The sequence below is a fragment of the Tabrizicola sp. T46 genome (assembly GCF_057219895.1).
Genome location: NZ_JBXVVV010000006.1, coordinates 82,960 through 104,886 on the forward strand (window position 1 = coordinate 82,960; position 21,927 = coordinate 104,886).

General features: G+C 62.3%; 14 protein-coding genes, 1 tRNA gene and 1 pseudogene. 10 read left to right on the forward strand and 6 right to left on the reverse strand.

Annotated elements, in window-relative coordinates; all coding sequences use genetic code 11:
- Positions 1-7: 7 nt before the first annotated feature.
- From sufC to AC2D9V_RS17435, 6 genes are all read left to right on the forward strand, one after another.
- Entirely contained in the window at positions 8-763 is a 756-nt protein-coding gene (gene sufC / locus AC2D9V_RS17410) for a Fe-S cluster assembly ATPase SufC (RefSeq protein ID WP_484715357.1), read from the forward strand.
- Positions 763-2,067: a Fe-S cluster assembly protein SufD gene (sufD, locus tag AC2D9V_RS17415; RefSeq protein WP_484715358.1), complete on the forward strand. Its 1,305-nt coding sequence runs from the start codon at positions 763-765 to the stop codon at positions 2,065-2,067. Before sufC ends, sufD begins: the two co-directional genes overlap by 1 nt.
- Positions 2,064-2,546: a YIP1 family protein gene (locus AC2D9V_RS17420; protein WP_484715359.1), complete on the forward strand. Its 483-nt coding sequence runs from the start codon at positions 2,064-2,066 to the stop codon at positions 2,544-2,546. The genes sufD and AC2D9V_RS17420 overlap by 4 nt, the downstream gene beginning before the upstream one ends.
- Complete coding sequence (locus AC2D9V_RS17425; protein WP_484715360.1) at positions 2,546-3,139, forward strand: Yip1 family protein; 594 nt, start codon at positions 2,546-2,548, stop codon at positions 3,137-3,139. Before AC2D9V_RS17420 ends, AC2D9V_RS17425 begins: the two co-directional genes overlap by 1 nt.
- Positions 3,132-4,352: a cysteine desulfurase gene (locus AC2D9V_RS17430; protein WP_484715361.1), complete on the forward strand. Its 1,221-nt coding sequence runs from the start codon at positions 3,132-3,134 to the stop codon at positions 4,350-4,352. Before AC2D9V_RS17425 ends, AC2D9V_RS17430 begins: the two co-directional genes overlap by 8 nt.
- Before the next feature lie 106 nt (positions 4,353-4,458).
- Positions 4,459-4,535: transfer RNA gene (locus AC2D9V_RS17435), tRNA-Arg, on the forward strand.
- A gap of 84 nt (positions 4,536-4,619) precedes the next feature.
- Here AC2D9V_RS17435 and AC2D9V_RS17440 read toward each other — a convergent pair.
- Complete coding sequence (locus AC2D9V_RS17440) at positions 4,620-5,528, reverse strand: tyrosine-type recombinase/integrase (protein WP_484715362.1); 909 nt, start codon at positions 5,526-5,528, stop codon at positions 4,620-4,622.
- Between the two features lie 422 nt (positions 5,529-5,950).
- Here AC2D9V_RS17440 and AC2D9V_RS17445 point away from each other — a divergent pair.
- Both AC2D9V_RS17445 and AC2D9V_RS17450 read left to right on the forward strand, forming a co-directional pair.
- Positions 5,951-6,271 (forward strand): annotated as a pseudogene (locus AC2D9V_RS17445) (tyrosine-type recombinase/integrase); the annotation flags it as partial.
- A gap of 441 nt (positions 6,272-6,712) precedes the next feature.
- Positions 6,713-8,137, forward strand: a complete 1,425-nt coding sequence (locus tag AC2D9V_RS17450) for a DUF2252 domain-containing protein (RefSeq protein WP_484715363.1) — start codon at positions 6,713-6,715, stop codon at positions 8,135-8,137.
- A gap of 42 nt (positions 8,138-8,179) precedes the next feature.
- Here AC2D9V_RS17450 and AC2D9V_RS17455 read toward each other — a convergent pair whose 3' ends face one another.
- Together AC2D9V_RS17455 and AC2D9V_RS17460 are read right to left on the reverse strand one after the other, a co-directional pair.
- Positions 8,180-9,112 carry an HlyD family secretion protein gene (locus tag AC2D9V_RS17455; RefSeq protein WP_484715364.1) on the reverse strand — a complete coding sequence of 311 codons (933 nt, stop codon included), beginning with the start codon at positions 9,110-9,112 and terminating at the stop codon, positions 8,180-8,182.
- The gene (locus tag AC2D9V_RS17460) at positions 9,109-9,354 is read right to left on the reverse strand and encodes a DUF3302 domain-containing protein (RefSeq protein WP_484715365.1); all 246 of its coding nucleotides are present in this window, start codon (positions 9,352-9,354) and stop codon (positions 9,109-9,111) included. The genes AC2D9V_RS17455 and AC2D9V_RS17460 overlap by 4 nt, the downstream gene beginning before the upstream one ends.
- A 531-nt stretch (positions 9,355-9,885) precedes the next feature.
- Here AC2D9V_RS17460 and AC2D9V_RS17465 point away from each other — a divergent pair.
- Together AC2D9V_RS17465 and AC2D9V_RS17470 are read left to right on the forward strand one after the other, a co-directional pair.
- A complete protein-coding gene (locus AC2D9V_RS17465; RefSeq protein WP_484715366.1) occupies positions 9,886-12,240 on the forward strand; it encodes a sulfatase-like hydrolase/transferase in 2,355 nt (784 codons plus the stop codon).
- A gap of 111 nt (positions 12,241-12,351) precedes the next feature.
- Entirely contained in the window at positions 12,352-13,323 is a 972-nt protein-coding gene (locus tag AC2D9V_RS17470) for a formylglycine-generating enzyme family protein (RefSeq protein WP_484715367.1), read from the forward strand.
- 278 nt (positions 13,324-13,601) lie between these two features.
- On the opposite strand, the gene AC2D9V_RS17475 is transcribed toward AC2D9V_RS17470, so the two are convergent.
- The 3 genes from AC2D9V_RS17475 to AC2D9V_RS17485 form a co-directional block, all read right to left on the reverse strand.
- Positions 13,602-14,552 carry a DUF3427 domain-containing protein gene (locus AC2D9V_RS17475; RefSeq protein WP_484715368.1) on the reverse strand — a complete coding sequence of 317 codons (951 nt, stop codon included), beginning with the start codon at positions 14,550-14,552 and terminating at the stop codon, positions 13,602-13,604.
- Positions 14,553-14,572: 20 nt separating this feature from the next.
- Positions 14,573-16,357: a DEAD/DEAH box helicase family protein gene (locus tag AC2D9V_RS17480; RefSeq protein ID WP_484715369.1), complete on the reverse strand. Its 1,785-nt coding sequence runs from the start codon at positions 16,355-16,357 to the stop codon at positions 14,573-14,575.
- A 464-nt stretch (positions 16,358-16,821) separates the two neighbouring features.
- Positions 16,822-21,849, reverse strand: a complete 5,028-nt coding sequence (locus AC2D9V_RS17485; protein WP_484715386.1) for a RecQ family ATP-dependent DNA helicase — start codon at positions 21,847-21,849, stop codon at positions 16,822-16,824.
- Between the last annotated feature and the right edge of the window lie 78 nt (positions 21,850-21,927).

The following is a 21,927-nucleotide window of genomic DNA, read 5'->3' on the forward strand; positions in this document are numbered from 1 at the left end:
GAGAAAAATGCTGGAAATCAAGAACCTGCACGTGAAACTTGAGGAAGAGGACAAGGTCATCCTGCGCGGGGTCGATCTGAAGATCGGCCCGGGCGAGGTGCATGCCATCATGGGGCCGAACGGGTCTGGGAAATCGACGCTGTCCTATGTCCTCTCGGGCCGCGACGGCTATGAGGTCACCGAAGGTTCAGCCACGCTGGACGGTCAGGAACTCCTGGACATGGAGCCCGAGGCACGGGCGGCGGCTGGGCTGTTCCTCGCGTTCCAGTACCCGGTGGAAATTCCGGGCGTGGGCAACATGACCTTTCTTCGCACGGCGGTGAACGCGCAGCGCAAGGCCCGGGGCGAGCCCGAGGTCAGCGCCGGCGACTTCCTGAAACTGGTGCGCGAGAAGGCGAAGGCCCTGAAGATCGACGCCGAGATGCTGAAGCGCCCGGTCAACGTCGGATTTTCGGGAGGCGAGAAAAAGCGCAACGAAATCCTGCAGATGGCGATGCTGGAGCCCCGGATGTGCATCCTGGACGAGACCGACAGCGGTCTTGACGTCGATGCGATGAAGCTGGTTTCGGATGGGGTGAACGCGCTCCGCGATGCCGGGCGGTCGTTCCTTGTCATCACCCATTACCAGCGGCTTCTGGACCATATCAAGCCGGACGTCGTGCACATCATGGCCGCCGGTCGGATCGTCAAGACCGGCGGGCCCGAACTGGCCTTGGAGGTCGAGACGAACGGCTATGCCGACATCCTGAACGAGGTGGGCTGATGGCTTTGGCGCAAGCGAAGGACGATGCGCTGACCGACCGCCTGCGCGCGGTGGGCGTGCCTGAAGCGGGCGGCGGCTGGCTTGGACAGGCCCGGCGCGAGGCGCTGGGGCGGCTCAAGGCGATGGGTCTGGCCACGAAGCGGGACGAATACTGGCGCTACACCGATCCGACCAGTCTGAACGCCCCTTCGGCCCCGGTGGCAAAGGTCTTCAACCCGCAGGACGAAGCCCCGGTCTTTGATGCGATCGACCGGCTGAAGATCGTCTTCGTCGACGGGGTCTTCGATCCTGCCGCCTCGGACGACCTGACCCTTGCAGGGGTGGAGATCGAGCGACTGGCCCAGGCGGGCGGCGCCGATATCCATTGGGCGCAAGGCCTTTACGGCGTGCTCGAGGCCCGGGGGCAGACGCCCGTCGCGCGGCCCCTTGCGGCGCTGAACACGGCCGCCGCGACCGATGGCATGCTGATCCGGGTGACCGGGCAGGCGGCGCGGCCCGTGGCGCTGGTCTATTTCCATGCCGCCACGACTTCTGACGCCATGCTGCACCACTGCATCAAGCTTGAGGCCAGGGCCGAGCTGACCATCCTGGAAAACGGACCGGCCGCTGCGCGCTTCACCAAGGTGATGGAGGTCGAGGTCGCTGATGGCGCGCGCTTCCACCACATCCGGGTGCAGGGCCGCGACCACGAACGCCGCGCCGCGACGCATATCTTCGCGCGGCTTGGGGCGGGGTCGCTCTTCAAGTCCTTCACGCTGACCGCGAACGGCCGGCTTACCCGCAACGAAGCGGTGCTGGAGCTTGCAGGCCCGGATGCCCGAGCTCACGTCGCAGGGGCTGCCGTCGGTGATGGCGACTTCCACCATGACGACACGGTCTTCGTCACGCATGCCGCGGAAGGTTGCGAAAGCCGCCAGGTCTTCAAGAAGGTTCTGAAGAACGGGGCGGTCGGAGTTTTCCAGGGCAAGATCCTGGTGAAACCGGGCGCGCAGAAGACGGACGGGTACCAGATCAGCCAGTCGCTCCTTCTGGACGACGACAGCCAGTTCCTGGCCAAACCCGAGCTTGAGATCTACGCCGATGACGTGAAATGCAGCCACGGCTCCACCTCCGGCGCCATCGACGAGACGGCACTCTTCTACCTTCAGTCCCGCGGCGTGCCGCGCGCGACGGCGCAGGCGCTTCTGGTACTGGCCTTCCTCGCCGAGGCGATCGACGAGGTCGAGGACGAGGCGATTGCCGACGATATACGCGGCCGGCTGGAAGGCTGGCTGGCGCGCCATGCCGGAAGGGGTGCTGCGTGACGGTGACCGAGGAAATCCTTGCCACCTGGCGTCGGCCCCGCGACATCCTGCGGGCGCGGCTGGATGGGGGCGTGCGCGAGGACCGTGCCCTTGCGATCCTGATGGGGGCCTGCTGCCTGATGTTCGTGGCGCAATGGCCCCTTCTGTCACGCGCCGCGACGCTTGACCCCTCTGTCCCGCTCGACGCACGGATCGGCGGTGCCCTCATGGCCACGATGTTCATCCTGCCGGTCGTCCTTTACGGGGTCGCGCTGGTAAGCCATCTGATCGCGCGGATGCTTGGCGGCAGGGGAACCTACTACGGGGCCCGTCTGGCGCTGTTCTGGTCACTTCTGTGCGTCTCGCCGCTCTTCCTGCTGAACGGTCTGGTCGTCGGCTTCCTCGGGCAAGGGACGCAGGCGACCGTGGTCGGCCTGATCGTGCTGGCCGCGTTTCTGTGGCTTTGGATCACTCTTCTTGTCGAGGCGGAACGCGGATGATGGCGCTTACCGATGAGCTTGTCGCCCTGGCGAAACGGACATTCGAGGACCCGCGTGACGGGGTTCGCGCGCTTCTGCGGATGGGGGTGCCGCTGCCGGCGCGGACGGCGGGCCTACTGCTGGTCGCGGTCTCGTCGGCGGTCGTGTTTCACCTCGGCTTCTTCTTCCTGCCGCCGGGAGACGATGCGGTTGCCGGGTTCATGAGCCAGAGCCCCATCCGCACGGCCGTGGTCCAGTGGGTGATCCTGGCCGTGACCGTGCTTTGCATCTACCAGATCGGCCGGGCCTTCGGCGGCACAGGCTCGCTTACCGACGCGCTTCTGGTCGTGGTCTGGCTGCAGGTCATCATGCTGGGTGTCCAGCTGGTGCAGCTTCTGGCCTTCATCCTGATTCCGCCCGTTGCCGGGCTGGTCAGTCTTGCCGGCTTCATCGTCTTCTTCTGGCTGCTGACCAGCTTCATCGCCGAGCTGCATGGCTTTGCCTCGCGTTGGGCGGTCCTTGCAGGGGTGATCGGGGCGGGCTTTGCCCTGGCCCTTGTGCTTGCGGTGATCCTGACAGTCTTCCTCGGACCGGAGGCCTTGCAAGGTGCTTGACGTCGAACGGATACGCGCCGACTTTCCGATCCTGTCGCGGCAGGTGAACGGCAAGCCCCTGGTCTATCTCGACAACGGGGCCTCGGCGCAGAAGCCGCAGGTGGTGATCGACGCGGTCACGCAGGCCTATTCGCAGGAATATGCCAACGTCCACCGCGGCTTGCACTACCTGTCCAACCTCGCGACCGAGAAATACGAGGCGACGCGCGGGATCATCGCCCGCTTCCTGAACGCACGGTCCGAAGACGAGATCGTCTTCACTACCGGCACGACGGAAGCCATCAACCTCATCTCCTACGCCTGGGCCGCGCCAAGGCTGGGGCCGGGGGACGAGATCGTCCTTTCGGTGATGGAGCATCACGCCAACATCGTTCCCTGGCATTTCCTGCGCGAACGGCAGGGTGTGGTGCTGAAATGGGTGGAGGTCGACGCAAAGGGCGATCTTGACCCGCAGGCTGTAATCGACGCCATCGGCCCGCGCACGAAGCTGGTGGCCGTCACCCATATGTCGAACGTCCTCGGGACGGTCGTCGATGTTGCGGCGATCTGCGCGGGCGCAAGGGCGAAGGGCGTGCCAGTGCTGGTCGACGGCAGCCAGGCTGCGGTGCATATGCCGGTGAACGTGCAGGCCATCGGCTGCGACTTCTATGCCGTCACGGGACATAAGCTATACGGACCAAGCGGTTCCGGGGCGATCTTCATCAAGGCCGAGCGTCAGGCCGAGATGCGCCCCTTCCTCGGCGGCGGCGACATGATCCGCGAAGTGACGCGCGATACCGTCACCTGGAACGACCCGCCGATGAAGTTCGAGGCGGGCACCCCGGGGATCGTGCAGCAAATCGGCCTTGGCGTGGCGCTGGATTACCTGACGGGCCTTGGCATGGACAACGTGGCCGCCCATGAACGCAGCTTGCGCGACTATGCGCGTGACCGCCTGTCGGGCCTGAACTGGCTGAATCTGCAAGGGACTTCAGACACGAAGGGGGCGATCTTCAGCTTCACGCTGGACGGGGCCGCCCATGCCCATGACATCTCGACCATCCTCGATAAGCGCGGCATCGCTGTGCGCGCAGGGACGCATTGCGCCATGCCGCTGATGCAGAAGCTGGGGATTCCGGCCTCGTGCCGGGCTTCGTTCGGGCTTTACAACACGGTTGAAGAGGTCGACGCGCTGGTCTCTGCGCTCGAGTTCTGTCACGAGCTTTTCGGCTAGCTGCAGGGCAGGGCAGCGACGGGGCAGGAGGCACACGGCATTCTCCTGCCCCGGGGATGGCCTTTGCCGTTGAAACCCCCGCCACCTTCCGCTAAAGACCCCGCAGGCACCCGTAGCTCAGCTGGATAGAGTGCTGCCCTCCGAAGGCAGAGGTCACAGGTTCGAATCCTGTCGGGTGCGCCAGAAAATCAATGACTTAGCCGAAGATAACCACATCCATTTTCTGTTGGGATGCAGGATGGATGCGCGTTGGACGTCGAATCCACATCAGGCTCGCCTGTTCAGGGCCTGAATTGTCGCTTGCTGGTGGTTCGGGCAGTGGTGCCCGTACACTTCCTCGAGGGTCTTTGCAGAGGTCGAGAAATACCCAGCCGCATCCCAGACTGGGGCGCCTTTCTGCAGCGCCCAGGTGATGGCGGTGTGTTTGAGGGTGTGAGGGGTGACGTCGGAGAGATCGAGATCGATCCCTTTGGCTCTGGCCATGGTCTGGGCAAGCGCCAGAGCGCCTTGCCAGCCATGCTTGATGTCTCCGACCCGTCGGCCCTGGTAGTCTTCCACGACGTATTTGCGGCCGTTCCTGACCTGCCTGCGAAGGTGAGCCAGGTAGCGGGGAGGAAGCCTTGCGGTGCCCTGCTTCTTGATCGACATGACCTTGCCCATGGGCTTGCGGTAGAGGAGCCCCTGGACGGTGTCGACGTGGCCGCCGTAGATCGTCGGGGTGTCGAGGTGCAGCTCCAGGATCGTGGTCTTCCTGGAGCCGGTGTAGAGGCCGCAGAGGATGAAGTCGGCGAGGTGCTGGCCGTCGATCCTGAGATTGCGGGCAGCCCGGAGGAGCCAGGCGGCTTCCTGACGGGTGAGCCAGCGTTCCTTGGGGGCGGGTCTGGCAGGCAGGGCAACCTGGGCAGCTGAGGTCAGAGTGCCCTCCTTGAAGCAGTAGTTGATCGCTGCCTGCAGGACGTTGAGCTCACGTCGGATCGTGCCGGGGGAAGCCGGCTGACCGAACTTGGTCTTGCGGGACTTGGCATAGGCCCGGCAGGTGGAACCAGTGACCTCGGAGACCTTGCGGCCGGACCAGAACTTAGCCAGTGCCTCGATGGCAAAGCCGATCCGCTCGGGTGCGGCAACGTGGGCGGCATGCTCTTCCGCGTAGCAGATCAGACAACCATCGATGGTCATCTCCTGAGCCGATACCGGCCCGGTGGGCCGATACTTTTCGCTTATGTAGCGCGCGAGTTGTTCTTCAGCCGACTGACGGTCGATTGTCCCACACGAGATACGGGAAGCTCCGTCTCGGATGCACCAATAGGATTCCCGCTTATGCGCGGTTCGGTCGACCCAGACGAGACGGGCACCTTTGGCTCTGGTTGACATTTTGGGACATGCTCCCCTCGTTCTTCCAAATCAATGAAAAACATCCATCAGAATTCCATGATGGACGAGTGTGCCGAATGCGGCTTGGTGGCCAGCTATGCAAGATGCATTGCTTGGCGGTCCTGAGCCCAACCTGATGTCGTCAGCTCATGCCTCAGTTTAGACTGCCAGCCGATGTTCCTACAAGGCCTCTGATTTTACTGTAAGCAAAAGCCCGAACTGGCTTCCGGCGCGACATCGTCCCCAAGGGTTGCCCCTTCCTCTTCCCCGGCGATGTACCCGATCAGCCGGTCGGCGACCCCAAGCGTTTCTGGCCGAAGATGTAGAAGGTGGCCGAGATTCCTGACGTCCGCATCCACGACCTGCGCCATACATTCGCGTTTCTGCTGGTCTCCGGCAGCGACACACTAGAAATGATCTGTCGCCTCCTCGGCCACCCTTGGATCAGCACAACCCAACGCTACGCCCATCTGATCGACGCGCCCTTGCGGGCCGGGGTCATCGCGGTAGGCGAGATTCTGAAGCCGCGGTTGAGGGGCGTGGGGTAGTGACGAAGGGCCGCGAGCGTCGATGGCTTGGCAGTCGCTAGGGGCGGAAAGTGGACAGTCGACACGGCAATCCCTTCCGACCGACTAGGACAGAAAGCGGTCGTTCGCTCGGGCATCAGTAAGTGAGAACGTAACGGACCATCTGTCGACACGCCTGGAACCGCGAAACTTGTTCCTGACTTCCTTCAGTGAAAGATGTTGAAGTTGTGGAAGACCTCTGGGTGACCTGATGCCGTCATTTAGGAACGAACCCCAGTACCGCGCGTTTCGTCTCCGATCCCCGCCCATCGTCAATTTGCCAAGTTCGGTGGAGTCCGAGTTTACGTAGCGTGCATCCGTTCCTTCTGTGATCCTGATCTCGTCAGACGGGCACATTCGGTTCGCAGCAAGCAGGACAGTCGGTTTACCATGGGTGCGCCAACAAACGACTCAGAGATCGCAATGGCCGACAGTGCGATACCCTCGCTCCCCTTTGTCGAGTTCTTCACGAGGTCTCACCCGTCCGCTGCCGAACGGATGGCCGAGGGGCGTGCACGGCGCGTTGCCTGCCCCCGCAGTTCTCTCGCCTTTCATTCACATCGCGCGGAACGCCCGGATCCGGTCGATCTGATCGAACGCCAGAATGCATCCCGGATTCCGGCGCTTGTCCCGGTTCGAATGGGGCGGATGCTTGCCTCGCCCTTTGCCTTCCTCAGGGGCAGCGCCGAGATCATGGCGGCAGACCTTGCCGGGTCCACCCGCAGCGGCATCGATGTCATGGCATGCGGTGACATGCACGTATCAAACTTCGGGCTCTTCGCCTCGGCAGAGCGCGACCTGATCTTCGCGATCAACGACTTCGACGAGGTGCATCCAGGCCCATGGGAATGGGACCTCAAACGTCTCGCGACCAGCGCCGCAGTCGCAGCAGATCACATTGGCGGGACCACAGCCCACGCAGAGGAAGCTGCCTGGAGTGTTGCTGACGCATACGTAAAACGAATGAGACGCTTCAGCCAGATGGGTCACCTTGAGCTTTGGTACGACCGGATCGACGAGCGACGCATCCTGAAGAACTTGCCTGAAGAGTTTCACCCCGACGCAAAGAAAATCATGGAAAGCGCCCATCGCCGCGGGCATATCCAGTCGCTGGAGCGACTGACGGAAGTGATCGACGGGTCTCCAAGGCTGATCGAACAACGCCCGATCATCGTGCATGAAACCCATCTGGCGGACGGAACTCCAGTGCCGGTCGCATTGGACCGAATGCTTTCGTCATACCTCGCTTCGCTTGGTCCGGATCGCCGCGATCTCTTGCAACGCTACCGAATTGTCGATGTCGTCCGCAAGGTTGTCGGCGTCGGGAGCGTGGGCACCGACTGCTGGGTCTTGCTGCTGCAAGGGGACGATGAACACGACCCCCTGTTCCTTCAGGTGAAGGAGGCCAGGCCTTCGGTCCTGTCTCGCTATTTCCCACGGAGCATCCCGTTTGCAAACGAAGGGGAGCGGGTTGTTTTCGGCCAGCGGATGATCCAGGGCTCGCCGGACATCTTCCTCGGATGGGGCCCGGACGGCAAAAGCAAGATCGGGCACTTCTACGTCAGACAACTTGCCGACATGAAGGGTGGCCCCGGGTTTTCCACCGGCAATTTGAAACGGATCGCTGGGCTATACGCCTATGCTCGTCTTTGCGGCTGGGCGCTGGCCCTTGCGCATGCAAAGTCCGGCGAAGCTGCCGCCATCACCGGCTATTGTGGGCAAAGCGAGGCTGTTCCCGATGCCGTCGCCCGCTTCGCCTGTGCCTATCGCGACCAGAACCAGAAGGACTATGATGCCCTTTCGGCAGCGGTAAGGCAGGGGCGCGTACCCGCGGTTCACGGAGTGTAGCCGCCGCACAGTTGGTACGCCGCGTCAGGCCGGACTGCCACGCTAGAACGGCAGAACGTAGTTTAGGATCGACGTCTGGCGCAGGATGATCTTGCGGATCGGCCGGCTGATGGCCCCGCGGTCGGTGTAGATGGCTGCTGTGCCCATTGCACCCATTGGGAGCGTGCGGGCAAACTCCGCGTCGTCAAGGTCCACCACAGCAATGAAGGGTGCAGCTGTGATCTTTGCGGGCGTGGCGGCCAGGCCGGTCGGCGCAACCTGTCCGGTCGAGATCGCCTGGACGAGAGTCCGGACCTTGCCCGTGTGGATCTCGCCTGGGGCGAATTTGAAGGCGATCTCGACGGTCTGCCCCGGCACGATGTAGCGGGCGTTCGCCTGGGTAATCTCGACTGCGACGCCGGTTGTCGACGTGTCGATGAACGCCATTACCGGAGCGCCGCCAGCCCTGGACCCGACACGCAGGGCCACGTTCGTGACAAAACCGTCAGCGGGTGCCCGGACTGTGCTGTTCTCGAGGTTCCAGCGCGCCTGATCAAGCTGCACGCGAAGCCCTTCTACGACAGACCGTTCCTCGAGCACAGTCAAGCGCGAGCGGACATCCCGTTCCAGCAATGCCTCGTCAGCAGCGAGTTGTTCTTCCCGCACCGACAGTTGCCCTTCCAGCGCGGCGACGGCTGCCTCAAACGGCTTTGGGTCGATCTGGAAAAGGACATCTCCGGCCTTGAGGGGGGTGTTCGGCACTGCGGGAATGTCGATCACCTCGCCGGTCACGTCGGGTGTGATTTGCACGGTATTCCGTAGAACGATGGCCGGGCCTTGCGGGCTGGTCCACCCCATCGGTATCAGAAGCGCGACCTGAAGGGCTGCCCAGAGGGCCGGAATGGACATGATCCAGAACCGGTTCCACCGGATCACGCCAAGCTTTTCCAGAAGGGCGAGGAAGGCGCCATAGATGGCGAGGATGGCTACGATCATGGCTTTGTCCTCCGCTCGGCGGGGACAGGCGTATCGACATAGGCCCAGATCAGCGCCAGCGGCCAGAAGGCGAAGCCGAGGAAGAAAGAAAGCCAGCCCGCGATGTTTACGGCCTCCGCCCACGGGTGCTGGCGACTGCGCGCGATCTTGCCTGGAAGCCCCGCCAGCTTGAACGCGATGATCACGAGAGCCGCAACCAGGATTATAAAGACCACCCAAGCAATGATGTCATAGACGCTCATGCGGCACTCCTTATGTCTGCCCAGTTGACTGGCAGTGGTCCTTCAACCCGCCCAAACTGAAGCTCGCAGATAAGCTACGCGACTCAGCGCCGGATGTGCAAGCATCCCACGTGCAGACCAGAACCGGGTGCCATGTGTCCGTCTTCCTCGGCGAAGATCTCTATGTCATTTAGAAACCACCATATCTGGCTGTCATTTCACAGTCGAACCAACGACTTCCCAAACGCTTGGGCCTTCGCAGTTGGGATCAGGTTCGTAGCCACTTGAGACAACCGCAGTCTTTTCACCATTGAAAATTGCGGTAGCACGAAGACTTTTCAGGCACTAGCATCGATGCTGGAAAGCTTGATCAGGGCATCCCCTTGTCATGGCTCTGCAGCAACAGACGGAGCTGACCGACGTGTTCAGTCAGATTGACGGGTCCGCGAAAGTGGGCAAGTCGCAATGGGAAACACTGGCCTTTGCGGGTGTCGTCGGAGCGTTTCTCAGCTCACCGCGGAGCCAAGGCCAAGATCGTAACGGGAGTGATCGATGATGCGGCTTACCAAGACCCTGACGCTACTGACTCTTTCCACCATTCTGTCGTTTGGTCATTCCGCGTTCGCGCAAACGTCGCTTGACCGTACGGTCCTGCCCATTCCGCAGCCGGAGATCGCGCCGATCACGGAACCGGATTGGCGCAAGGCTGAGATGCCACCCATCTTTCAGGTGAGGGCGCCCGAAGGCGCGCCCAACGTGCTTTTGGTCCTCATCGACGACATGGGCTTTGGCATGCCCGGTGCTTTCGGTGGACCATTGCAGATGGACACGCTGGACGAGCTTGCGCAGGAAGGGCTGCGCTACAACCGGTTCCACACGTCGGCGGTTTGCAGCGCCACGCGCGCGGCCCTGCTCAGCGGGCACAACTCCCATGCGGTCAACTCCGGTGAGATTGCCGACATGGCGACCGGGTTCCCCGGGATGACATTCCTGCGTCCCGACACGATCACGCCCCTTGCCGAAATCCTGCGCCAGAATGGCTACAGCACCGCGGCGTTCGGCAAGAGCCACGAGACGCCGGGCTGGGAAGCTACGACAACCGGGCCATTCGACCATTGGCCCACCGGGTCGGGGTTCGAGAAGTTCTACGGCTTCATCGGTGGCGAGGCCAACCAGTGGGCGCCGATGATCTATGACGGAACGACCCGCGTCGAGCTGCAGCGCGACGACGACTATCACTTTACCGAGGACATGACCGATCAGGCAATCAACTGGGTCAGCACCCACCATTCGCTGACACCGGACGACCCGTTCTTCATCTATTTCGCACCCGGTGGCACCCATGCGCCCCATCACGTTCCACAGGACTGGATCGCGCGTTTCAAGGGCCAGTTTGACATGGGCTGGGATGTGCTGCGCGAACAGACCTTTGCGCGACAGAAGGAGATGGGGGTCATTCCGCAGGATGCGCAGCTCAGCCCGCGCCCGGACGAGATTCCGGCCTGGGACAGCTTCACACCCGAAGAACAGGCGCTCTTTTCGCGGCAGATGGAGGTTTTCGCCGCATATGCAGCCTATACCGACGATCAGGTGGGCCGATTGGTCGACAGGCTTGAGGACATCGGAGAGCTGGACAACACGGTGGTGATCTACATCGCCGGCGACAACGGGGCCAGTGCCGAGGGTGGGCCGGCCGGCACCTTCAACGAGCTGGCCGCGCTGAATGGCATCATCGGCACCACCGAGCAGATGATGGAATACATGGACAAGTGGGGTGGTCCCGAGACTTATCCGCACTTCGCGATGGGCTGGGCTTGGGCGGGCAACACACCCTATCCTTGGGTGAAACAGATCGCCGGACACCTGGGCGGCTCCCGCACTGGCATGGCCGTGCGCTGGCCCGAACTGATCACCGACGCCGGGGCCGTTCGCAGCCAGTTCCAGCATGTGATCGACGTTGCCCCGACAATCCTGGACCTCGCTGGCCTGCCGCAGCCAACGACGGTGAACGGCGTAGCGCAGCGGCCGATGGACGGCACGTCGATGGTGCCAAGCTTTACCGATGCAGACGCGCCCGAGAACCGAACGACGCAGTACTTCGATGTCTTTGGCAACCGCGGCATCTATCACGACGGCTGGCTGGCCTCGACCGTGCACAACATCCCCTGGCTGTTCCGGCAGCAGCTTCCAGCCTTCGAGGATAATGTCTGGGAACTCTACAACCTCGAGACCGACTTTGCACAGGCCGTCGACGTCGCCGCCGAGAACCCCGCGAAGCTGCAAGAACTGCTTGCGGTCTTCGATGCCGAAGCGATCCGCAACAAGGTCTATCCGCTGGACGACCGCAAGGCCGAACGGGCCGTCCCCGCCGTTGCCGGGCGGCCAGACATCCTGCGCGGGCGCACCGAGATGACGTTCTACGACGGCATGGTCAGCTTGCCCGAGCTTTCGATCATCTCGATCAAGGGGGTCAACTACACCGTGACGGCCGAGATCGAGGTGCCCGATTCCGAAGCCGAGGGGGTGATCTTCTCGCAGGGCGGCCGCTTCGGAGGCTGGACCATCTACATGGACGGGGGACGGCCGACCTATGAGTACAACTACCACGGCCTGGAACGCACGCGGATGCAAGGAAAGGAGGCGCTTGCCGCCGGCAAGCATACGCTGACCCTGGCCTTCACCTCTGATGACCTGAAGACCTTGGGTGCAGGCGGGACGGCGGTCCTCAGTCTTGACGGGACCGAAATCGCCCAGACAAGGATTCCGGCAACGGTCGCTGGGGTGTTCGACTTCTACGACGGAGCCAACGTCGGCACCGATACCGATACCCCGGTGTCCGAGGCCTATACCGAAGGCGACAACGACTTTACCGGAACCGTAGATAGCGTGACGATCCGGACAGAATGATGCCCAGTGTGCAGCAATGCCAGCGTCGGAGACTTTGGTAAGCTGACGCAGACCTGCGAGTTTCCCGGAACCTTGAACACAAGGGGCCAAGCATTATTGCTGGAGACAAACGTGCCCAATAGTTCGATCGACATTGGTCTGGACGGCATGGTGCCGATCCCCGGCGGCACCTTCGTCATGGGGTCGGACCGCCACTATCCCGAAGAAGGCCCGGCGCACCGCGTACAAGTGGACGGTTTCTGGATCGACAGAACCCCTGTGACCAACCGGCAGTTCGAGGCCTTCGTCGACGCGACAGGGCACAAGACGCTGGCCGAGACACCGCCAAGGGCCGAGGACTATCCGGGTGCGCTGCCCCACATGCTGCGGGCCGGATCACTGACGTTCCGTCCACCCACACGGCCCGTGCCGACAGCCAACCACCTGGTCTGGTGGGATTATACCTTCGGTGCCTACTGGCGCGCACCCTATGGTCCCAATTCGTCGTTGCAGGGAATATGGGACCATCCCGTCGTTCACATCAGTTATGCCGATGCCCTTGCCTATGCCCGGTGGGCGGGAAAGGACCTTCCGACCGAAGCGGAATGGGAGTTTGCGGCACGCGGCGGGCTTGACGGTGCTGAATATGCCTGGGGCAGCGAACTGACACCGGGCGGGCGGCACATGGCCAACACCTGGCAGGGCCGTTTTCCGATGGAGAATACGCGCGAGGACGGGTTTCTGCGCACCTCGCCGGTCAAGTCCTATCCGCCGAACGGATACGGTCTTTACGACATGATCGGGAACACTTGGGAATGGACGCAGGACTGGTTCGTCCCCCGCCACCCCGCCGACGCAGCAAAGGCCTGCTGCATTCCCAGTAATCCTCGCGGACCGGCACGAGACGACAGCATCGATCCAGCCGACGCGGCGCGCATTCCGCGCAAGGTCCTTAAGGGCGGCTCTCATCTTTGCGCCCCGAATTACTGCATGCGCTACCGACCGGCGGCTAGGCATCCCGAGCCGGTCGATACCTCGACAAGCCATGTGGGGTTCCGATGTGTGCGCCGCACCTCAACTACTGAAGAGCTTGGTTCGCCGTAATGTAAGCGAAGCACGAGGTTTCGCCGCACGATGCTGCAAGCTGGCCAGCCGCAGGAAGTGCCGTCGTCGTCAGCCCGAGTTTCTCCCACATCGACCCAACGATTGGTCTTCCCCCTGACGGTACATTACATGACGCAAAGGGTATGGTGCGTTGCTGCACCTGCCGGCAGTTAGATCTCGCGATGCTTGGTGGCGATCGTCCGCTATGGGCTCTTGCGGCCATAGTTCGCCGCCACTGATCGAAGGTCCGCAAAGGGCCGTTCGCGCGGCATCATTCCTCACACTAGGCCAATCCCCGGGCGAAGATGACCGGGAACCTGTTCTTCTAGGCGCCAGACCACTGTGATGGGCCTCTCACCCTCCCAGCTGACAAAAGTCGGTTGACCGCAATAGAGGAAAGGTGCTGCCTTCCCTTCGCGCAGTTTGCCGGAGCGGACAAAGAGATGCACCTTTGTGCCGGGCTCTCGGCCCGACAGCATCCGGCCGATCTGGCTCTCGCGTTGGGTCTGGGTCTGGCTTTGCCACTGCATGCGGTCGGGCGACAGGAACCGGTCCTCGTAGTGGTTCCCGGTGGCCAGCCCTCCCTTCTTCAGCGTTGTCAGCAGGATCAGGTCCCGGTTCAGCCGCACGATCCCGCTGTTCCAGTTGCCGGGGTTGAAGGTCGCGCCGAACAAGGGCGGGATCGCCTCGCGCAAGTATTCGCGCCAGAGAATTGGTCCTGCGCCGGTGAAGGGCGCGGCAGGATCGTCGATGTCTTTGTCGGGCAGGGTGGCCGCGCGCCAGTCCAGCAGTTCGACGATCATGGCTGCGGCTGCGCCTTCTGGATCTGGGCGGGTTAGCGTCAGTCGATTGCCGTCGCGGCGAAGATGAGGGTTCAGCGCCCAGTAGGCGAGCCCTTCTTCGGGTGCCGACTTGCCTGTCGTGAGGGTGCCCAGCGCCGAGATTGCCGCACCGTTCAGGGCCCGGTCGCTTTCGAGCTGCCGAAGCAGCGCCGACTCGCGCGCCTGCGCGGCGGTGTCGACCGGATCGCCCATATCGCGGACAAAGTCGAACCAGCCGCCGTGGCCGTTGCGTCCGGGGTCAAAGCCCATCCCCGCAATCTCGGCTGCCGTCGGGCGCCTCTCATGGCGAAGGCGAAAGTCGCGGTACTGCGCCTCGAAGTCTTCCATGCCGGACTTCGGCCGTAGAAGGTCACGCAAGATTTCGACCACGCGCAAATCATAGGTCACGCTGCAGCCCGGCGGCAGAACTAGTGTGCCCGCGAGCACCTGATCCAGCCGCTGGCTGAGCGACCGGTCCCCCGGTCCAGCCGCCAAGAGCGCAGCTTGGTCAGAAAGATGCGGTGGTTGCCGATATAGTCGATGACTCGCAACAGCTTGCCCTCGACCCGCCGCAAACCGCGCCCGAGTTGCTGCAACCACAGGATCGCACTTTCGGTCGGGCGCAGCATCATTACGGTGCCGATGTTCGGCACGTCGACCCCTTCGTTGAACATGTCGACGGCAAAGAGGATGTCGATCTCACCTCGCCCCAGCTGCCCCAAGGACGTGGCCCGAGGGGCGGAGCCGGGGCCGGAGTGGACTGCAACGGCCCGCAGGCCCCGGGCAGCGAAGTAAGCCGCCATGAATTCAGCGTGGCGCACGGAACAGCAGAACCCGATTGCCGGGCCTTCGCGGTGCCGGTGGAACTGGTCCAGCGCATTCTGGGCGCGGGTTTCGGTCGCAAGCGCGGCCTCAAGCGCTTCGGGGTCGAACTGGGCGGATCGCCAGGGGATCTCGGCATAGTCCACCTCGTCTGGCACGCCGAGGTAGCGGAAAGGGGACAAAAGGCCCGCCTCGATGCCTTCGAAGAGGTCACAATGGTAGACCAGATTGTCACCACACAAGGCCAGGAGGTCTGCGCCATCCGACCGATCCGGGGTTGCGGTCAGGCCCAACAGAAAGCGCGGGGTGAAGTGCTCCAGAAGGCCGCGGTAACTCGCGGCCGAGGCGTGATGAAACTCGTCCACCACGATGTAGTCAAAGGCATCGGGCGCAAAGCGGCGCAAGTGGCCCGCCCGGCCCAGCGTCTGGATCGAGGCGAAAAGGATCTCGGCGCCATCGTCCTTCGCGGTGCCGTCATAGCGGCCGAAACGCGCTTCTGGGCGGATGCGCCGAAAGGACGACATTGCCTGCGACAGGATTTCCTCGCGGTGCGCCACGAAGAGAACGCGGGCGAAGGGACGACTGTCGAAGGCCGCGAGCCAGGTCTTGCCGAGCCCTGTGGCCAGAACCACGAGGCCCGCACGTTTGCCCGCCGCCCGGGTGGCCGCCAGTGCCTCCAGGGCCTTGGCCTGGACCCTGTGGGGCAGGGGAGGCGGCTGGTGCGGTTCATCCGACACGATGCGCTGGGCCATGTCGGTCAGCGGCGTGGAGCGGCGACGTGCGGCGTAGGCTTCGATCCAGTCGGGCGTCAATGCGCGGGTCTGCGGGTGTGCCAGCAGGGCTTCGAATGCTGGCGCCACGGCATCGGCCGCGCCCTCGGAATGCAGGTTCCATTCGATTCCAGTGGTGAGCGCTGTCCGTGACAGGTTGGAACTGCCGACGATGGCCGCTCCTTGTCGGTCGGCCGCACGAAACAGCCAAGCCTTGGGATGAAACGACCCGGAGCCTGTTTCGAACACCCGAAGGTCGGCCCCGTCCAGATCGACCAGCCGGTAGAGCGCTGCAGGTTCGGTGACATCCATGTAATCGCCGACAACGATCCGAAGACAGCCGCCGCGCCCGAGCAGATCGCGAAACCAAGGCTCGATCAGCTGTACGCCGGAGTCCATTGCAAAAGCCACGGCCAGATCGACGTTGTCTGCTCGGTCAATGCCGCGGGCGATCAATGGGAGGAGTGGGTCGCCTGCACCCGTCGCAAGGCGGGCCACTTCGGCCGACGCGGGTTTCAGGCGAAAATGGCCATAGTCGGTGCATGCCTGAAACCCCTGCGCACCGGCGGCTAAGGCCTCGCCTAGCTTCGCCAGTAGTCCGAACTGCTCCGACGCCGTCAAGTCTGCCCAGTTGCCCACATGGCGCGGCGCTGCCAAGGGGCCCGGCATCTGACAAACTGGGCAATCGGGAAATGAATCAGACACCACGTGGACCTCAACTATCGAAATACGCTAGAGATTTCTGCTTGGCTGTCCAGGCGCTATCGGGTGGCGGGACCTGCTAAATCGGTCAGATGAAGAGGGTCGGGCGCTTTGCCGGTCGGTTGTCTGAAGCGCAGGTGGGCTGTGCCTTGGCTGAACGTGACGGCCAAAAGATCGGTCACAAGTCACACAAAAGGGCGAATCAGAACTTGGAAGCCGGCGTTCCGGTTCAACATTAGCTCAACGGGGCAACCTACCTGGTTCACCGTATAGGCTACAGCCGCATCCGCCGGTTGTGGATGACAGCGGCCAGGTAAGTCATTGATATGTTGGGATCCGGTGTTCTTCCTTTGATCCATCATAGAAACCTAAAGGCCGCAGCTTCAAATTGCGTCCCTCCGGAAAACGAGTTCAGGCAAGACCGTCTCCCACTCTTCGTGTTTGATGTAGGTCCGGTAGCGCTCTTCGTTGTCGGGTTTACGCCAGCGGATGATTGCGCCGACTCTACCTGACACCAGTATGGTTCCCGCGGGAGGCGCCCAGTTTCCAGCCATCCGACCAAGTGGTCGGCGGTCGCGGTCGAGGATCAGCCACTTCCCGTCACGCTTTTCAAGTGTCACCGGGTCATCGACTTTCGCCGCGGCGATTGCTGCATGGGTTGGGTTGGAAGTCGCCAACCGACCGGCATAAGATAAGTCGACAGAGGTCTGATCAGGCACCTGATACTGGTCAGGCTCTTGGAGATCAGACCGATGTGGCATCTCGACCTTGCGCAATACCTCACTCTCGCTGTCTGCCCGCACAAACGCGTGTTCTCCGCTAGTCACCACTGCCAAGCTGCGCCGTGCACGGGTCATCGCGACGTAGAAGAGGCGGCGCGGGGCTTCGCCGTCCTCGCCTTGCGAGAGCGCCTTCCAGCCACCGTTCAGGATCACCACATGATCGAACTCGAGGCCCTTGGAACGGTGAGCGGTCAGCAAAAGCAGCCCCCTCTGCCCTGAACGGACATCCCGCGCCCATTCGGCAAGCCACTCTATGGTATCGGGAACAGGTATGGTCTTCTTTCCCAGATCGCGCGCAAGTTCCGCGATGCCTTCCGCCAAGAGATCGACCCAGCGGTTTGACGGTTGCTCGTTGAGCACGTCGAGAAGGCCCTGAATCGTGAACATCTCTGCCTGGCGTCTGCGCAAACCTGCCACGAAACGCTGCGTCTCGCGCAGGCGCCAGATGCTCGGGAGCTTTTCGTTAGCCATTTCTACCGGCAGCCCGAGTTTTTCGGCGTAGGCACGCACGGGTCCGAGGCGCCGCCAGTCGCGGGAAATGATCGCCGTGCGGGCCCAGCTGAAGTCAGGGTCAAGCCGAGAGATTCGGACAAGCTCATCAACCGCTGCCTGCGCTTGCGCAACGTCGTCGTGCACCACGTCAAGGAACTGCACACGGCCTTTGCCAACAGGATCATGGCCCGCCATCATGCCACCGCCCGGCTCAAGGCTGCGCATCTTGTCGACCGTGATCGGGTGTCCCGCCTTCATGCGTCCGCGCGCGGGTTCGATGACCTGATTGGCCGCATCGATGATGTAGCGGGTCGAGCGGTAGTTCTCGACCAGGAACCTGGGTTTGGCGCGGTAATCTTCCTCGAACTGGCGAATGAACGAGACCTTGGAGCCCTTGAAGGCGTAGATGTTCTGGTCGTCGTCGCCTACGGCAAAGAGGCTCAGCCGCTGATCCGGATCCTCGAGAGAGCGCCCCGCTATGGCTGCGATGAGCGCATATTCGACTTCGCCGATGTCCTGATATTCGTCCACCAGAATCCAACGATAGCCCTGAATGAGCGTCTCTCGTTGTGCCTCGGCGTCGGATCGGCTCAGGCCCTGGCCGTTGATCTGGCGCACTGCTTCCGCAACGACCGCGTCAAAGTCCTGCTGTTCGGTTGTCTGTCCAGCAAAACTTGCCCCCACAAGTCGCATCGCAAACGCGTGGCAGGTAGACACGGTGACCCGCGCAGCATCGTCGCCAACCAAGTTGCGCAGACGGGCGCGGATTTCGGCGGCTGCGTGCCGGTTGTAGGTCAGCACGAGGATTCCCTGCGGGTCTTCGCGTTTCACCCGGAGCAGGTAGGCGATGCGATGGACGAGCACGCGTGTCTTGCCCGACCCTGGCCCCGCCAACACCAGCACGTTGGTCGCCTCGCGATCGTCCGCAACAATCTCCTGCTGGACTGGATTCCTCAGGTCATCAACGATCTGCTTCCAGGCCTTTCCGGTGGTCTGGCGGCGGATCTCGACGTTGCGACCCGGCATCCAGCGCTGCAGGAAACTGTCCTGATCGAGTTCGAAGTAGTCTTTCGCCAGACGCACCGCATCCTCGATCCGCTCCAGGCCCTTTTCGGCATAGGCGGCCATGACATGGGTCTGCACGGTCTGTTCGCGATAGTGCTCTTCGAGGGGCAGGAAATCCTTTCTCACAAAGCTTGCGCGTCCCGGTTTCAGGTAAATGGTCATTGCCGAGCGAAAAACGGTCAGCCCCTTGCCAAGCGTCAGCACCTGCTGCTCGTGGAGCCACAACAACGCGCGCTCCATAAGCTTGGTCATCTCCTTCACGCCGGATGCCTTGACCAGGGCATCCCCGTTCAATGCCCCCAAGAGGTCGCCGATGGTCGTCTCGACCTGAACGTCCTTGCCGCGGGCACCTGCCGGCGCTTTGCCAATCAGGAATTCAAGTAGCTTCTCGGCTGCCATCCAGCGCACACCGGCAGTCTGCTCAACGACCCGCCAGGAGCGCTGCAATGAAACCTCCATTGTCCTGCTTGACATCTTGCGCAGGCGGATGTTGCCAAGCCCTCCGTCACTGTCGCGCCCGTCTCGCTCGATACTGCGCAGAAGCCTGTCAATGACATGCGGGCTCGCGTCTTCGTGACCTTCCCCGCGCAAGAGCTGGCATGCCGCGGCCAGATCAAGCGGCACACTGTCACCAATGTCAGCCTCAGGAGCCAGTTCGCGCATTCGCGCAATAAGCGCCCGCTCCAGTCGCACCGACCGAGCCAGCCTCTGACGCGATGAGTTATTGCCCCCGATATGAACAGCGACCGTGATGGCGATGTCGTTGCGCGCGATGCCGAGGGTTTCTAGATCCGCCATCGCCTTGCTCAGTGCCTTGTGCGACAGCCCGCTGATGCCAGTCAGCTCATCCGTCGAGATGCCCTGATCGGCGGGAGTATTCATCACATGTTCGACGATGGTCAGAAGCTGCTCCCGACGCGCTTCGGTGATTTCCGCCCCTTTCAATCGGGCCTTGGCCTCTTCCAGCGTGCGCACCAGAAGTGAGGACGGAAACACCTGCACCCGGTTTTCCTCGCGCGAGACCAATGCTGCCTCTTCAAGCCAGGAGACTGCTGTCTTGACGCGTGTGTCATCCGTGGCGCTGTCGCGCACAAACTCTCGATCTTTCTCTTCGCGCACGATTTCGCCGGGCGTTGCCACGACCTTACCGCTGTTGCGGGTGTGCTCGTCGATGCGGCGCAGCGCTTTCAGTATGGCCCCAATCTCATGGCGTTCGAGGCGCGAGCGCGCGGTGAGGCTGAACTGCCGCTCGACATCGTCGGTGTGATAGAGAAGCACACACTCTGCAGGTGCCCGATCGCGGCCGGCACGACCCGCCTCCTGCAGATAGTTCTCGAGTGATCCTGGGATGTCGGCGTGGACCACAAGTCGGATGTCAGGCTTGTCGATGCCCATGCCGAAGGCGTTGGTGGCTGCAATCACACGCAGGTCGCCCACACGGAAGCGCTCTTGCACAGTCCGCTTCTCTTCAGCTGTCAGACCCGCGTGGAAGTGCTCGGCGGCCAGCCCTTGGCTCTTCAAGAAGGCTGCGACGCGTTCCGTTTCTTTGCGGGTCGCACAGTAGACCACGGCCCCCGATTTGTTGTCTGCAGGCAGGCGCTCCGAAATGGTAGTCAGGATGTCCCCGAGCTTGCTTTCCTTGCCGGTCGCCAGAACCGAGAACTTGAGGTTGGTGCGGGTAGCACCACCGTCGAACAACTCCAGTTCGACACCAAGGCGCTCCCGGAAATGCTCTGAAATGTCGCAAACCACTTCGGGCTTGGCCGTGGCCGTCAAGCACAGGACGGGTGCTGCGGTTGTGTCGCCTGAGAATTCACGAATAAAGCGAGATATGTAGCGGTAGTCAGGCCGAAAGTCGTGCCCCCATTTCGAGACGCAATGCGCCTCATCCAGTACCCAAAGCCCCACTTCGCGCTGCGCCAGCACCGAACGGATCGAGACGCTGCGCAACTGCTCAGGAGAAATCAGCAAGATTGCTGCCTGTCCCATCCGAACGCGGTCAAGTGCATCTTGTCGTTCAGGCATCGAGAGCATGCCGTTGATCGTCACGGAAGACGAAATCCCCGCACGCTCCATTCCCTGCACCTGGTCGGCCATAAGCGCCACCAATGGAGAAATGACCACCGTCAGCGCCCCGGTTTTCTCATAGAGGCTAAGGGCAGGCACCTGATAGCAAACCGACTTTCCGGTACCAGTTGGCAGGATACCAAGCACGTTCGCATGCTGCATGGCTTCCGCCACGATGACTTCTTGCAGGGGTCTTCCGTCGGTGTGCGCCGGCTGGGAACGGTAGCCAGCAAAACCAAACCACTTCTTGAGTGCGCTAATGGGGTTGTTCATCTTGGCGCACCAGTCACATGCGCCTGCGCCGCAGTTTGTGTCCCTCAACTCTCGCACGATAAGGGCCGCCTGCGGAAAACTGGCTCGCACCCATGGCGGCATGACGGACTCTCCGCCGGAGACCGAAATCCAAGCCAGCGCATAGGCCATCGGCCAGCCCAGTCTAGGATCCGACAGCTTCTCTAAGCCCGTACCTATCTGCGCGTCACAAGCCCTGCCTTGAAGTAGCGCCTTGATCGCCGAAAGCGCTACGGTGCGATCCGGTGCAGAGGCTTTACGGATTTCCTTGAAAACGGCATCGAACCCTCCTGAGCGGTCCGTTCGCGTTGCAAGGAAATGATAGGCCAGCAAGGTTTCCGGCGAGTGTACCTCGATCTCGGTCAGCGCCTTGATCTGGTTCTCAAGCACCTCGAACACCAACCGTGCATCACGCTCGGGGTTGTTCACATGCCCCGCCTGCAAGCGCCCGTCATGATAGTGCTTCACCAGGTAATGGTAGGGGTTGCGCGGAAACGCCAGCGGATTGAGCCAGAGCGTATCGATCGGCGCGCTCATCTTTGCGGCCAGCCGCGGGCGCTTCGCCAGAAGGTGCTCTATATCGTGGCGGAGGATGTTGTGGCCGAGCACGTGCGGCGTCTTCTCAAGTGCTTTCTCGAGTTGGTCGAGCGACTGCTTGATGTTGCCTTTTGGCGCTACAACCGCAGGCCCATCACCGAACCGCACCGCAGCCATGTCGAAGATCTCGATGGTCTTTGGGTTGACCTCCAGATCAACCGACAGACAACGCTCGAGCAGGGGCCTTTTGTCTTC